The following is a 13,666-nucleotide window of genomic DNA, read 5'->3' on the forward strand; positions in this document are numbered from 1 at the left end:
CCCACACCTCCAGATGTAAGTTCAGAAAGGGAGAAGGTTCCGTAGGGAACGGAGCCCTCCCTTGCCGCCACCTTTGCCGAATTTCTTCCATAGATCACGCATCTGCTCGTACTGCTTGAGCACCTGATTCACCATCTGCACGCTCGTTCCAGAGCCCTGGGCGATACGCCTGCGCCGACTTCCCTTGATGATCTCCGGACGTTGCCGCTCTTTCTTCGTCATGGACTGGATCACCGCTTTCGTGTGCCGCAGACGCGACGGATCCAAGTCGGCATCCCGAAAGCCCTTCATTCCTCCGGGAATGGGAAGCATTTCCAGAACCTTGTCGAGAGGACCGAGCTTTTCTATCTGATCCAGTTGCACGAGGAGGTCCTCCATGGTGAGGCGGTTCTTCTTCAGGGCATCCGCCATGCGCTCCGCATCCGCTTCGGTGGTGACCTGCTGGACCCGTTCCATAAGTCCCATAACGTCGCCCATACCGAGAATGCGGCTCGTCATCCGCTTGGCGTCGAAAATCTCCAGATCCTCAATGCGTTCCCCCACCCCGGCGAGCTTCACGGGCACTCCCACAGCGGCTCGTATGGCAAGCGCCGCACCGCCTCTGGCGTCTCCGTCGAGCTTGGAGAGGATGACTCCCGTCAGCGAAAGCAGACCGTGGAATTTCTCCGCCACGTTCACCGCTTCCTGCCCCGTCATGGCATCCACCACGAGAAGAATTTCATGGGGCGCCACGAGATCCTTCACGGCGGAGAGTTCCGCCATGAGAGACTCGTCCACGTGGAGACGTCCCGCCGTATCGAAGAGAATCGTGTCGAACAGGTGATCCTCGGCGAAACGCAACGCCGCCTCGGCGACACGAAGAGGATTGCGCTCTCCCTCGGGAGGGCCGAAAAAACCCACCCGGGCCTGCTCCGCAAGAACACGGAGCTGTTCTACCGCGGCGGGACGCTGGAGATCGCAGGCGACGACCAGCGGCTTGTGCCCCTTGGAAATGCGCTTGGCGAGCTTCACACAGGTGGTCGTTTTTCCCGAGCCTTGCAAGCCCACAAGCAAGTAGCGCGTCGGAGGTTTGGACGAGACGACGAGGGGCGACGGCTCGCCACCCATGAGAGCCACGAGTTCGTCCACAACAATGGAGACCACGTGCTGCGCCGGTGTGATGGAGGCCAGAACTTCCTGTCCTACCGCCCGGGTCTGTATCCTGGCGACAAAGTCCTTGACCACCTTGTAGTTCACGTCCGCTTCGAGAAGCGCTCTTCGCACCTCCCGAAGCGCATCGGCCACGTCCGTCTCGGTGAGCTTGCCCTTTCCGCGAAGTCCCTTGAAGATTCCTTCGAGACGTTCTTTCAGGGAATCAAACATGGTCGTCCATCCTTCCCGCCTCCGGAGGAATCCGGCACACGAAATCCGTCCTCAAGCTCGGCAAGCAACGATTCCACTCGCTCTGTGAACTCGCTGGGCAGTTTTTCCGCGAATTCCTCGAGAAGTTTCTTCAGCGAATGCACACCCTCACTCCAAAGAGCCTCCCGAGCGTCGATTCGAAGAGTTCTCTCCGCCGTCGCGAGCCGCTCCTTTCCACGCTGGAGCAGATCATGGGCTCCTTGCCTGCTTACGCCGAGCAACTCCGCGATTTCCGAGAGAGAAAGATCCTCCATGTCGTGCAATTCAAAGGCTCTTCTCTGTTTTTCCGTAAGGAGTGTTCCGTAGAGATCATACAGACGAGCATAATGCATCCGCTCGGAAAGAAACTCTTCTCCTCCCACGGAAGAAACACCCCCCAGAAAAACGCCGACGGCCCTCGGCGTGACGGAAGGGATTATAGGGACATTCCTTGCGTGCGTCAAGGCCTGGGCCTTTACACACAAAACCACAGCAAAAAATGGAGCGGAAACCCCGCTCCATTTTTTGCTGCCTGTGAAAGCACAAAAAGCGTTTCCCGGGCCGGAGAGACTCACTCGTGGGTATGGACGTGAGAATGGCCGTGGGAGTGTGGCACCGCATGATCGTGACAGTGATGCCCGGCGTCATCCTCGAAGGCGCGTTCCTCAACCTCGGCGAGAGCGCTCCAAAGCTCCGCCATCGCTCTTCGTTTGTAGCCGATGACGTGGCAGAGAGAGCGCTTTGTCTCCTCGTCGTCGATGAGGTGCCACCGAGCGGCAAGATCGTTCAGGGAACGCAACTCCTCCGCAAGCGTCTCCCGAAGGAGTTCCGCCACCTCCATCGGATGAGAGACGTGCACGTGTTCCGCATGTTCTTCTCCGCCAGGAGTGATGACTCTGCACATGGCTATCCAACCTCCTTCATCACGGATCGCCGCAAAACGGAAAATCGTCGATCCGGTATGTCTTTTCCTCTCCGCTTCGGCTCTTTTCACCTAAAACAGATATGAGACAATGATCCCAGCAGGGGTATGATACTCCAAAACACATCCCATCGCCACGTTGCGAAGGAGGGAGTTCCATGAACATCATGAAGGAACCTTGGGACAGTTTCCGCAAAGAGCATTACCGGAACCTCGGAGAGACCGTGGCAAAACGCTGTTCCGAAAAGGGCTTCATCGGCCATTACGCCGAGGATGCCACACAAGCGCTCCAGCTCGTTCTCGATCTCATTCCCGACGGAGCGAAGGTGGGTGTTCCCGGCAGCGTAACCATACGGGAGATCGGTGCCTTTGACGCCCTCGAACGCAAGGGATGCACCGTCGTGCAGCACTGGGATCCGTCCCTGACCACTTCCGTGGCAAAGGCGGAACGCCTCAGAGAAGAATTCCTTTGCGACGTTCTTCTCAGCAGCACCAATGCCCTGACTCACGACGGAACCCTCGTCAACATCGACGGCACGGGAAACCGCGTGGCCGCCATGGCCTGGGGAACGAGCAAGGTCATCCTCGTGGCGGGAATCAACAAGATCGCCCGAAATATGGAACAGGCCCTTATCAAGATACGCGACTGGGCCACGCCGATCAATGCCCTTCGTCTTGCCATGGACATCCCCTGCGCGAAAGTCGGGTACTGTGTGGACTGCAATCATCCCCAGCGGGCATGCCGAGCGGTTCTCACCATGGAACGGGCGCCCTTCGGAAGAGAGATCCATGTGATCATCGTGGGGGAGCATCTGGGGTTCTAAATCTCGAGGAAACCCTGAATAAAGACCTTTCGCTTTCCCTTGACTCGGGTCGCATCAGGCTCTTCGAGGCGCCCTGCGGGGCTGACGTAGCCTTATTCAGAGGTCCCTCGACTTTTTCCCTGTTTCGGCCCACGTGCGGAGCATAATCCAGTTCTCCAGTCGTTCGATGCACGCACAGAACATCCTCTCCGTAAAACAGAGTGATGCGTTCCCTGGGCCAAGCCACACGGAAGCTGTTACGTTACAATCCTTGGGAGCTGGAAACCGGCCAGTGGAAATGCGGTTTACCGCGCCTCCCCTGGCCGGCGTTTTTCTATCTTCGCCACGTTCCGGGAAGGAAGAGCATGAGAACCGTATAGATCTCGAGCCGCCCGAGCAGCATGAACAATGCAAGCGCCCACTTCCCGAGGGGAGGGATGGCACTGTAGTTGTCCATCGGTCCCACTCCGCCGATGCCGGGACCGATGTTGCCGAGCGTGGCGGCAACACTCCCTATGGCGGTGAGCACATCCAATCCGAGAGCCGTCATGATGAGGGTCCCTCCGGCGAAAAGCGCCATATAAAGCAGAAAAAACGCTGTGATCGATCCCACCACGTCGCGAGGCACAACCTTGTCTCCAACACGAATGGGAAAGATTCCCTGGGGATGAAGAAGTGCATGCATTTCCGCCTTGGCATGGCGCAACATGACCATGACACGGATATTTTTCAGCCCGCCCCCCGTGGATCCGGCGCATCCACCGATGAACATGAGAAGAAGAAGAAGCATCTGCGGAAAGAAAGGCCACATCTCGTAATCCGCCGTGACGAATCCCGTGGTGGTGAGAATGCTCACCACTTGAAAAGCCGCGTGGCGGAGAGCCGTCAGCGGATTCTCACGGGAATCTCCGAAGACGAGAAAAAAGGTGACGAGGACCGTCGCCCCGAGAACGAGCCGCGTGTAAAAACGAAACTCAGGGTCTCGCCAGAAGACTCTCCGATTTCCCTTGAGGAAGAGAAAATGCAGGACGAAGTTCGCCCCCGCGAGAAACATGAAGAGGGTGATGACCCAGTCGAAATACGCGTTGTCATACTGCCCGATGCTCCCGTTGAGCGGTGAAAACCCCCCCGTGGCCATGGTTCCGAAGGCGTGCGTGAGTGCTTCGAAGAGGGGCATGCCCCCCAGGAGAAGCGCGAGTGTCTCCGCCAGCGAAAGCAGCATGTAGACAACCCACAGAAGAAGCGCCGTCTGTTGCACCCTGGGAGTGAGCTTCTCCGGAATGGGGCCGGGAACTTCCGCCTTGTACAGTTGCATTCCTCCCACCCCGAGAAAGGGCAGCACCGCGAGGCTCAGCACGATGATGCCCATCCCCCCCAGCCAATGCGTGAGACTTCTCCAGAAGAGGATTCCCCTCGGATTGGACTGGATATCCGTCAAAACCGAGGCCCCGGTGGTGGTGAACCCCGACATGGCCTCGAAAAAACCGTCCGTGTAGGTCGTCACCGTTCCGGAAAACAAGAAGGGGAGACCTCCGATGGCGGAGGCGACGATCCACGAAAGGGACACGACAGCAAAAGCCTCTTTCGGCCCGAGTTCCGCAGTTGCGGCATTTTTCCCCAAGGTGAAGAGAATGCCCGACAGGAGAAGACCGACGCAAAAAGACAAGAACAGCGACGCCAGGTCGGCGCTCCGATCTTTGACGGCCCAGAGCATGGGCCAGATCATGAAAAGAGAGACCACGGCACCGACAAGGGCAAGTACCTTGCAGACGATGGAGAAGCGCATCTATTCCACCCCCAGGACCTCAAGGGCTCTGGGCATGAGTTCATTGGAGGCGAAAAGGATAATCCGGTCGCCCTCCCGAAGAACCGTGTCCCCCGAAGGAACGAAGGCCTCTCTCCCCCGCTCCACGAGAGCGAGGACGATTCCCTTGGGCAATCCCAATTTCTGCACTTCCTCTCCTACGGCGGAACTCGATGCGGGGATGGTGGTCTCCAGCATCTCCGCACCGATGGACTCAAGGAGAGAGAGTTGCCCCGAGGCCCTGGGGAAACGGACATGCCGCATGATGATGGATGCCAGGGCCTGGTTTGGATTCACCATGGCATCCACTTCCACATGCCGTTCCATCTGGAGGAAAGACTTCCGCCGCACCACGGCGACGCTTTTCGCCGCACCCAGGCTCTTCCCCAGAATGCCGATGAGAATGTTCGCCTCGTCGCTCGCCGTGGTGGTGACGAATCCGTCCGCCTCGGCCACGCCTTCGTACTGGAGCAGTTCCTTGTCGGTACCTTCGCCGCAGAGCACGATGGTGCGTTCCAGCTCTCCGGCAAGCCGGTCACACTTCTCTCGATCCTGGTCGATGAGGCGGATGTCCACTCCGGAAACCCGGAGTTCCAATCTTCGGGCAACCTGGTATCCTATCTTTCCTCCACCCACGATGAGAACCCGGCGGAGCGGACGACTTTTTCGCAGGCCGAACAGCTCTTCCAGTCGCCAGACCTGATCTCTGGCGCAGACCACATAGCAAAGATCACCCGCAAGGAGCGCGTCCTCTCCGGAGGGAACAAATCCCTCTTCACCTCTGTTCACATAGATGACGACCGAGACAAGAGTCGGGAAGGATTTCCTTAATTCTTTCAAGGGCGTCGCAACAAGAGGGGACCTCTCGGCGATGCGGAAAGCATAGACTCCCGCCTTTCCTCCGGCGATCTCCACGGTCCGGACAGCGGAGGAGACGGCGAGCAGTTCCTCGATCTCCCGGGCGACGGAACGTTCGGGGGAGATGAGCATGTCGATGCCGAGTTCCCGGGACCAGTTTTCGTTGTCCGTGAATTCCAGGCTCCTGGCCCGCCCCATCACCTTGGGCGTTCCCGCCCGTTTCGCGATCCAGCATGCGAGGATGTTCACCTCGTCGTGATTCGTACAGGCAATGAGCAGATCCGTAGCACAGGGAATACAGATGCCAGCCCGTTCGAGGACATGAGGACGGGCTCCGTTCCCCCGGACCACCATTACGTCGAGTTCGTTTTCAACCTTGGTGGCCTTGGCCTCGTCCGCCTCGACCACCGTGACGTCATGCCCCTCCTGGGAGAGCTGCGACGCAACGGCAAATCCCACTTCCCCCGCTCCGACGATCACTATGCGCACGATCTCTCACCTCTTCACAAACCAATGAACGTTTCCTCATCCCCGCTTTGGTGGTACACTCTTCCGGGAATTTTCAAGGAGGTGTCATCTCTTGCCCAGACGTGGTACGTTCGCCCTCGTCATCGCCGGCGGTCCAGCCCTGCCATCTTCCCCAAAAAAAGGGGAAGAGAACGGCAAAGAACATCCTCTTTGCGACCTTTCCATCTTTCCAGACTTGAGAGAACTGGACGTGGAGCTCGTGGAATGGAGCCGCCAACCCACGAGCCACTATACCATACGGATGGCGACGGATCTGGTTGAACTCCTGCGAAAACTCGTCGAAGACGGTGTTTCCGGCATCGTCGTCTCCTCCGGCACTGACCTTCTGGAGGAAGTAGCCTACCTCACGGACCTCCTTTGGGTCTACCCGCAACCATTGGTCTTCACCGGAGCACTCGTCCAGTGGGAAAACCTCGGCTCCGATGCGCCGGTCAATCTGTATCAGTCCTTCCTCGCCGCTACGTCGGAAGCCGTGTGGGGACTCGGCGTCGTGGTGTGCATGCAGGACCAGATCTTCAGCGCCTCGGAAGTGACAAGAGACGTGAGTCATCGGAGAGATGCCTTCGCCGCCCCTGGAAGAGGCCCCATCGGTGAAATCGTGGGAGAACGGCTCCTCATCAACCGGCGCCCCACACGCCCCACCGCACTGGGAGAATCGGTCATTCCCGCCAGGGAAGTCGAACTGATCACCGCGTCTCTGGGAAGCGGAGACCGCCTTCTCGCCTGCCTGAGCCAGACATCGGACCTGGATGGACTCGTCATCGCCGGATTCGGCATGGGCAATGTCCCCCCCTCGTGGCTGCCCCACCTGAAAAACCTCGTGCGTAAGGAAATTCCCGTGGTCATCACCTCCCGGTGCAATCAGGGGAGAGTCGTCAAGAACCGATCCTACGAGGGAAGCGCCACCAGGCTCATGGAAATGGGCGTCCTCGACGGAGGCGCCCTCCGCCCTCAACAGGCACGTCTTCGCCTCGCCGTCGGCCTCGGCGCCGGACTCGCCGGGAAAGACCTCCAGCGTTACCTCCTAGAGGGCTGAGAGCACGCGCCCTTCCGAACCCATGACCTGGAAAAGGGACTATCTCCTTCTGTGGAGCACGGCGTTTCTCCACCTGTGCGTCGCCATGACGTTCTTCGCCTTCCCCATCCAATTGGTCCGATGGGGGTTTTCAACCATGGACGTGGCCTGGCTCGCTTTTTCCATGGATTGCGCGCTCGTCCTCGCTCGTCCCGCCGTCAAATGGGTTCTCGATCACATGGGACCTAAATCGACCCTCATACTCGCCTCCGCGCTTCTCGCCTTGGCCTCCCTGGCGATGTACCTGGCGGGCAACCGCTTCTGGCTCCTGGTTCCGGCAAAAATGCTTCACGGCGTTTCTCTGTCGTTTCTTCTCGTGGCATACATCGTCTACGCCTCACACGCGCTTCCCCTCCCCCTCCTCCAACGCGGGCTTTCCTGGCTCGGGCTCACCACCATCCTGCCACAACTGGTGATCGTTCCCTTTGCGGAAAAACTCCTCCTTTCGGAACAGGTGGGGGCTTTCTTCCTCTCTCTCGGCATCCTGGCCCTCGCCGCCCTGGGCTGTGCGTCCCTCCTCACCTTTCGGGACACGTCCCCGGAGGAACACCGAAGCACTCCCGAAAACATGCTGCGAAATTCTCTTTTCCGGCAGATTCTCACGATCACCTTCGCGCAAAACCTCGTAAACTGCATCGTGCAGACATTCGTCGCACTCCTCGCTGCATCCAGAGGCAGCTACGCCTCGGCCTTTTTCATTCCCTACAGTCTCGGGAATCTCCTCACTCGGGGCATTCTGGCCCGGCGCATCAGCCTCTTCCTCCCCATGTCCGTGGTCCTCACCTCGCTTTGCGGCATCTCCGTCGCCGTCTTCGGCATCAGCCTGGCAAAGACAACCGCAGTCCTTGCTCTTTTCTCAGGACTCTACGGCCTCTTTCAGGGGCCGCTCGACCCCTCGATGATGGCTCTTACGGCACGACTGTTTCCGAAGAACCGCAATGCCGCCTTCACGGGATACATGACGTCCCAGGACACTGCGTGGGCGCTTGGTCCGCTTTTCGGGGGCAGCATCGGCGGCCATTCTCTCGCCTCGATCTTCTTTCTCTCCGGGGGATTGGCCGTCACCACCACGGTAGCCTGCTGGAAATGGTTCCGCCCCCAGGCCGCACCGACATCTTCCGATTCTCCCTCCTCTTCCTGAAGAAAAACGACCGAACATTTCCTCCTGAAATTCGCCTTGCCCATTGTACTTCCACTGTACTATGGTAGAATACAAGTAAACACAAGAAACGAGGAGGTGGAGACCATGCGTTACGCGGCGACCAGCGAAATAGTGGCCATCCGGCTCTCCGAGGGTGAAGATGTGCGGAGCTGTATTGCCCAAGTGTGTGAGGAGAACAACATTGACTCCGCCGTGGTCGTAGGCGGTGTGGGAATGCTACGGGACGTTACGTTCGGCTGGTTCAACGGCAACGAATACGTGACGAAGGAATACGGTGAGGTCTTCGAACTTCTTGCGTTGAGCGGCAATGTGAGCATCAAGGACCAGGCACTCTACCCCCACCTGCACGGCGCCTTGAGCAAACCCGATCACTCCGTGGTGGGGGGGCACCTCCTCCGAGCAGTGGCGGACCATAATGTGGAACTCTTCCTCAAACCACTGAATACCATCAGTCTCGCCCGCAAGTTCGACGGGTGGTTCGACGCGATTCTTCCGCTCAAAAGAGAATGACCGGGAACAAGGCGACAACAGGGAACGCAGGGAACGCACGATGCGCAACGAGGGAGCCCTGTGGCTCCCTCGTTGCGTCGGATGCATTGGAGCGGTTACGGAAAAGGCACCTCGAGCCCAAAGACATCGTCACTTTTTGATGTCCCTGGCCTCGCCTCCGGTGATGCGTCGCAACTCCTCCGGCGAAATGGGGAAGAAAGCGTGATCCGAGCCTGCCGCCGCCCATACCACGGGGAACTGAAAGAGTTCTTCATCAAGAAGCGCAAAAGGCTGCTCCGGGTATCCCACGGGAGGAACTCCGCCGATGCGGAACCCCGAATAGGCGAAGACAAAATCGGGATCGCACATGCGCACCTTGCGGGCATTCAGATGCCGCTTCACTTTCTTCAGGTCCACCTTGTTCGGACCGCTCATGAGAGCAAGCACGGGCCTTTCATCGGCGAGAAGCAGAATACTCTTGAGAATCTCCGACGGCGGCACGCCCACGGCCATGGAGGCATCCTCCACGGTGAAGATAGTCGCCTCGGTCATCCGGATCTCAACGGGAAATCCCGCTTCGTGGAGCCATTTACGGACTTTTTCGACAGAATCCGTCTGCTGCGTCTGCTGCAACGGCTGTTCCCCTCCTCGGTGTTTCTCTATTCCTGGGCCGGTTCCTCCTCGACGAATTCCTGCACTTCCATCTCGGAGGGGATCTCCGAAGCCTCCCCTCCCTGCAAGACCCCGCCGTTTTCGCCGGACGACGGTGCGGACCCGGCATAAAGCAGGCGGTACACAAAGTGATTGGCCATGACCTTGCGGACATATCCGTTGGTCTCCTCGTAAGGAATACTCTCCACCCATTCACGAATGTCCCGCCCGTTTTCGAGCCAGCGCTTCACCGCCCCACCACCGGCGTTGTAGGCGGCGACGGCATGCTCGATGGCGTCGAAACGTTTGAGGTTCATGGAAAGATGGGCTGTTCCCAAGAGAATGTTCGTCTCCGGCTTGTAGGCGTTCCCCAGCTCCATGCCCAATCCTTTCGCTTCGCCCTTTGCCGTGGCGGGCATGAGCTGCATGAGTCCCATGGCACCCACATAGCTGGTGGCGTTGGGGTCGAAGGCACTTTCCTGACGCATCACCGCCCAGAGCAGATGCGGGTCCACTCCAAAACGCTGTGCCGCAGCGAGGATTTCTTTTTCGTGAGGCCGGGGATAAAGCATCTCCAGCAACTCCCGCGGAAGCGTCTTCCCCTGTTGAAGAAGCCCTGCCAACGTTCCCGCCAGATGATAGGCACCCCGAATGTCCCCCTGCCATCGGGCGATTCGGGCCGCGTGAAAACGGTCCTTGGGAGAGGAACTCTTTCCTAGTTGGATTCTCGCATAAGTGATGAATCCCCATTGCTCGAGGAGACTCCCCTCCCCCTGAAGAACAGGAGGCAGATCATCGGAGATAGGTTTCGATCCCTGGGGATTCAGCCAAAAGGTATAGATGCTCGTTGGAAACGACTCGCCCAGGCGCTGGCGGTTCCGGACAGCGGATGCACCGTCTCCGATTCGCTCCCGCGCCTCGGCGCTCCAATAGAGAAACCTTGCAGGCCAGTCGCCTCCGGCGGAGGTTTCGAGCCCTTGTTCCCAGAACCGCGCGGCGGTCTTCCACTCGTCGCGCAGCCAGGCACGCCAACCATCCTCCCAAAGAAGCTCCGCCGCATAGAAGCTGCGGGGAGCCCCCTTCAACAATTTTGCCCGCCATTCCAGGGCCTTTTCCGGAGCGCTCTTTTCCTGAAGCCGCACAAGATAGTACGCTGCGGCCTCTCCTGGTTTGCCCGTGCGTTTTTCCGCCACTTCGGACAGAAGAGGAAGAACAACATCGCGATAGCCGTTTCTCGCGGCAATGTCCAGCCGCTTCACCGCTCGTTCCGCATAGCGATCTCCCGAGATCGCCACAGTCCCCCAGAGAGCGATCCCTTCATTTGCCTTCCCCATTCGGTACAGTGAAAAGGCGTGCCAAAATCGGGCCCTTTCCCCTGCCCCCTTCTTTTCCGCATCCTTGAGGAATTGCGCCGCCTTGGCGTAGTTTTGATCCACGTAAGCGGCATATCCCAGCTTCGTCAGGGCGTCGGCACCGAGATTCTTCTTTTTTCCGAGAAGCTTGAGGGCTGTTCGATTCATGGGGTAGTCGTCGAGCATGCGGAGCGCATCGGACACTTCCGCCTCGGGAAACGCCAGCAGTGCGTCGAGTGCAGGCTTGCGCAGCGTCTTGTCGTCTCCGAGTTTCACCATCTGGCGGAACCATGTGCGGCTCGCCGCGGTGTTGCCGAGATCCCGTTCGAGCCGGGCCAGCGCATACGCAACATAATATTTGAGCCCTTGAGGTGCGGTTTTCCAGAGGCTCTTCGCCCTTTCAAGCCCCGCTTGCTTTCTGTCCGAACGCTCCTCTCCGAGAACAAAGAGCATCTCCATATAGGGGTGTAATTCCTGGGGGCAATCTTTTCCGATTCTGTGAAAAAGTTCCATGGCCTCTCCGTAACGCCGCTGCATCCAAAGGGCATTCGCAGCGACAGAGAGTTCCCGGGGAGACAAATCGGCACTCCTGGCAACGACAAGAGCATTCAGAGGCTGCCATTTTCTGTTCCAGAAAAGGACGTCTACGGAATCGTTTTCTTTTGCCTCCGCTCCGGAAGGTTGTCCGGCAAAAACGAAGACACAAAGCCCGAGGCAAAAGAAGAGCGACAACGGCGTCCGGATTCGCCCTCGTGGAAGGAACCGCGAACGCCCCGAAGACAGGAAGTGGAAGAAACCTTTCTCCGCGAACAAGCTCACGGCATCCCCACCTCCTGACGGAGAAATTCCACAAGGGTCTTCACCGGCCGAAAAGCCAGGCTGCCGTGAACGAAGAAGAACGGGCGCAGGAGAGGCGGTGCGAAGGAACGCGCCACGAGGTTGCCGTCGGAAGGAACCGCAAGCGAGGAGACCACCGCCATCCCTCCTCCGGCGGCGACGGCCCTCACCAATGCGGCGGTATGACCGAAACGCAGCGGAGAGGCTGGAATCGCCCGACCCCCATTCCGGAGTGCCTCCTCGAGGACATGGCGAGTTCCCGATCCGTCGATGCGCCCCACCAATTCCTGCCCGGCAAGATCTTCCTGCAGAATGGACTCCCTTTTAGCGAAGGGATGTTCCCGAGGGCAAAGCAGCACAAGTTCATCCGTGAAGAAGTGGGTACTCGCAAGTCCCGGCAGGTTTCGCTCGGCTCCCACCACAGCCAGATCCGCACGTCGTTCCATCAGATCCGACAGCGCCTGCTTCGTGTCCGAGACGGACACCTCCACTTCAACCCGGGGATAGCTCCTGTGAAAACGAACGAGAAGTTCCGGCAGGAGGAAGTCGCCCGGAATCGAACTGGCGCTGAGGCGGACAAGCCCCTCCACTTCTCCGGAAGTCTCGGCGATCTCCTTGCGAACAGCCCTTTGGAGTTCGAGGACCTGCAGGGCATAGCGATAGACGACCTCTCCCTGACGGGTCAACAACGAGCGTGCGTGCCCACGAACGAGAAGATCCGTTCCGAGTTCCTCTTCAAGTTTGGAAATATGTTTGCTCACTGCGGGCTGAGAGAGCCCCAGAAAGGCAGCCGCTCTCGAAATACTCCCTTTTTCGACAGTGGTGATGAAACTCTCGAGTTCCCTGCTGTCCACGATCTTTTCCGAAGAATCAGCTCGCCTCGACGAACGCGCCGAGCGCGTCGTCGATGGCGTCCCGGTCGAATCCGACAATGACGCGCCCATCGATGTCGAGGACGGGAACGCCCACTTGGCCCGTGAGCGTTTTGATGGTCTCCACCGCGCTCGGATCCCTGGCAATATCACATTCCTCGAACGCCACCTCCCGCCTCCGAAGGTATGCCTTCACCTTTTCACACCAAGGACATGTGGATGTGCTATAAAGCCGGATAGTCATTCCGTTTTCCTCCATTCGACGAAATCTTCAGGGATTGTACCACGAGGTGCAAACCCCTTCACGACTCGTGGACAATCTCCGAAGAATCTCCACAAGTGCAGGAATCGCTGTGATCACAACTGCATCGGACAAGTTCGCCCGTCCTGAGGTACTCATGATACCGCTGGAGCCAGCGCGGCGTCGGTAAAGAACAGACGTGGAGGAAACGGAGAAAGGCAGTAAAACGCTCCTGGCACACAGGTGTAATGCAATGCTCCACCGCACATGCGTTCGACAATGCCGCGTCCTCGTCGAGGCCGAGAACATCCTGGAAAAAAGCGCCGAGAAGCCGTTCTCTTTCGAGAATCTCCTCAGCCAGACCGGCCCCAGCCTCCGTGAGTTCCAAATAACCGTACCGCTCCTGCCGGACAAGCCCCTCTTCCTTGAGGGGGAGCACGCCCCCCACTGCAGTGGGCGCCCGAACACCGAGTTCCGCGGCGAGATCTTTCATGCGCACTACCTTGCGTTCCCGCTGGAGCTTGTATATTGTCTTCAGATAATCTTCGCCCCGGGACGTCACGGTTGCCATCTATACATCCACCTACCTTTGTTAGTGCTTTCTATTTTAGTTCGAGTATGCCTCACGTCGCACTTTCCGTCAACACGAATCATTACCTTGACCCTATCCTTTTGATGGAGAAGAAGGTACC

Annotated in this window: 14 protein-coding genes; 4 read left to right on the plus strand and 10 right to left on the minus strand. The window is 58.5% G+C overall.

The window, feature by feature from the left end; genetic code table 11:
• Positions 1-21: 21 nt before the first annotated feature.
• The 3 genes from ffh to K349_RS0108250 form a co-directional block, all read right to left on the minus strand.
• Positions 22-1,362: a signal recognition particle protein gene (gene ffh / locus K349_RS0108240; RefSeq protein WP_029165376.1), complete on the minus strand. Its 1,341-nt coding sequence runs from the start codon at positions 1,360-1,362 to the stop codon at positions 22-24.
• Positions 1,347-1,763 (minus strand): sigma factor-like helix-turn-helix DNA-binding protein, encoded by a 417-nt coding sequence (locus K349_RS16815; RefSeq protein WP_029165377.1) that lies wholly within the window; start codon positions 1,761-1,763, stop codon positions 1,347-1,349. Before K349_RS16815 ends, ffh begins: the two co-directional genes overlap by 16 nt.
• A 188-nt stretch (positions 1,764-1,951) precedes the next feature.
• The gene (locus tag K349_RS0108250) at positions 1,952-2,284 is read right to left on the minus strand and encodes a hypothetical protein (protein ID WP_029165378.1); all 333 of its coding nucleotides are present in this window, start codon (positions 2,282-2,284) and stop codon (positions 1,952-1,954) included.
• A gap of 176 nt (positions 2,285-2,460) precedes the next feature.
• Here K349_RS0108250 and K349_RS0108255 point away from each other — a divergent pair, with 176 nt between their 5' ends.
• Positions 2,461-3,126 (plus strand): lactate utilization protein, encoded by a 666-nt coding sequence (locus K349_RS0108255; protein WP_034265266.1) that lies wholly within the window; start codon positions 2,461-2,463, stop codon positions 3,124-3,126.
• A 313-nt stretch (positions 3,127-3,439) separates the two neighbouring features.
• Here the strand turns inward: K349_RS0108255 and K349_RS0108260 are convergent, their stop codons facing one another.
• Together K349_RS0108260 and trkA are read right to left on the minus strand one after the other, a co-directional pair.
• On the minus strand, positions 3,440-4,891 hold the full coding sequence (locus tag K349_RS0108260) for a TrkH family potassium uptake protein (protein WP_029165380.1): 1,452 nt from the start codon (positions 4,889-4,891) through the stop codon (positions 3,440-3,442).
• Positions 4,892-6,256 (minus strand): Trk system potassium transporter TrkA, encoded by a 1,365-nt coding sequence (gene trkA / locus K349_RS0108265; RefSeq protein WP_029165381.1) that lies wholly within the window; start codon positions 6,254-6,256, stop codon positions 4,892-4,894.
• Between the two features lie 91 nt (positions 6,257-6,347).
• Between trkA and K349_RS16820 the strand changes: the two genes are divergently transcribed.
• The 3 genes from K349_RS16820 to K349_RS0108285 all read left to right on the plus strand — a co-directional run bounded on the left by K349_RS16820 (position 6,348) and on the right by K349_RS0108285 (position 9,042).
• Positions 6,348-7,331, plus strand: coding sequence for an asparaginase (locus K349_RS16820; protein ID WP_034265268.1), 984 nt, complete (start codon positions 6,348-6,350; stop codon positions 7,329-7,331).
• A 22-nt stretch (positions 7,332-7,353) separates the two neighbouring features.
• On the plus strand, positions 7,354-8,511 hold the full coding sequence (locus K349_RS0108280) for an MFS transporter (RefSeq protein WP_029165384.1): 1,158 nt from the start codon (positions 7,354-7,356) through the stop codon (positions 8,509-8,511).
• Between the two features lie 105 nt (positions 8,512-8,616).
• Positions 8,617-9,042 carry a PPC domain-containing DNA-binding protein gene (locus K349_RS0108285; protein WP_029165385.1) on the plus strand — a complete coding sequence of 142 codons (426 nt, stop codon included), beginning with the start codon at positions 8,617-8,619 and terminating at the stop codon, positions 9,040-9,042.
• 129 nt (positions 9,043-9,171) lie between these two features.
• Here K349_RS0108285 and K349_RS0108290 read toward each other — a convergent pair whose 3' ends face one another.
• From K349_RS0108290 to K349_RS16825, 5 genes are all read right to left on the minus strand, one after another.
• Positions 9,172-9,654 carry a YbaK/EbsC family protein gene (locus tag K349_RS0108290; protein WP_029165386.1) on the minus strand — a complete coding sequence of 161 codons (483 nt, stop codon included), beginning with the start codon at positions 9,652-9,654 and terminating at the stop codon, positions 9,172-9,174.
• Between the two features lie 26 nt (positions 9,655-9,680).
• Positions 9,681-11,603, minus strand: coding sequence for a lytic transglycosylase domain-containing protein (locus tag K349_RS0108295; protein WP_157367338.1), 1,923 nt, complete (start codon positions 11,601-11,603; stop codon positions 9,681-9,683).
• A gap of 236 nt (positions 11,604-11,839) precedes the next feature.
• Entirely contained in the window at positions 11,840-12,715 is an 876-nt protein-coding gene (locus K349_RS0108300; protein WP_029165388.1) for a LysR substrate-binding domain-containing protein, read from the minus strand.
• A gap of 16 nt (positions 12,716-12,731) precedes the next feature.
• Positions 12,732-12,992 carry a glutaredoxin family protein gene (locus tag K349_RS0108305; protein ID WP_338022313.1) on the minus strand — a complete coding sequence of 87 codons (261 nt, stop codon included), beginning with the start codon at positions 12,990-12,992 and terminating at the stop codon, positions 12,732-12,734.
• Between the two features lie 43 nt (positions 12,993-13,035).
• Positions 13,036-13,545 carry a metal-dependent transcriptional regulator gene (locus K349_RS16825; RefSeq protein ID WP_029165390.1) on the minus strand — a complete coding sequence of 170 codons (510 nt, stop codon included), beginning with the start codon at positions 13,543-13,545 and terminating at the stop codon, positions 13,036-13,038.
• Between the last annotated feature and the right edge of the window lie 121 nt (positions 13,546-13,666).

This window comes from Aminiphilus circumscriptus DSM 16581, assembly GCF_000526375.1.
GTDB classification, from domain to species: Bacteria; Synergistota; Synergistia; order Synergistales; family Aminiphilaceae; genus Aminiphilus; species Aminiphilus circumscriptus.

Coding starts and splice junctions, on each gene's coding strand:
- K349_RS16825 (WP_029165390.1), bottom strand. CDS start 13,545: ATGGCAACCGTGACGTCCCGGGGCGAAGATTATCTGAAGACAATATAC.
- K349_RS0108250 (WP_029165378.1), bottom strand. CDS start 2,284: ATGTGCAGAGTCATCACTCCTGGCGGAGAAGAACATGCGGAACACGTG.
- K349_RS0108305 (WP_338022313.1), bottom strand. CDS start 12,992: ATGGAGGAAAACGGAATGACTATCCGGCTTTATAGCACATCCACATGT.
- K349_RS0108255 (WP_034265266.1), top strand. CDS start 2,461: ATGAACATCATGAAGGAACCTTGGGACAGTTTCCGCAAAGAGCATTAC.
- K349_RS0108285 (WP_029165385.1), top strand. CDS start 8,617: ATGCGTTACGCGGCGACCAGCGAAATAGTGGCCATCCGGCTCTCCGAG.
- ffh (WP_029165376.1), bottom strand. CDS start 1,362: ATGTTTGATTCCCTGAAAGAACGTCTCGAAGGAATCTTCAAGGGACTT.
- K349_RS0108260 (WP_029165380.1), bottom strand. CDS start 4,891: ATGCGCTTCTCCATCGTCTGCAAGGTACTTGCCCTTGTCGGTGCCGTG.
- K349_RS0108280 (WP_029165384.1), top strand. CDS start 7,354: ATGACCTGGAAAAGGGACTATCTCCTTCTGTGGAGCACGGCGTTTCTC.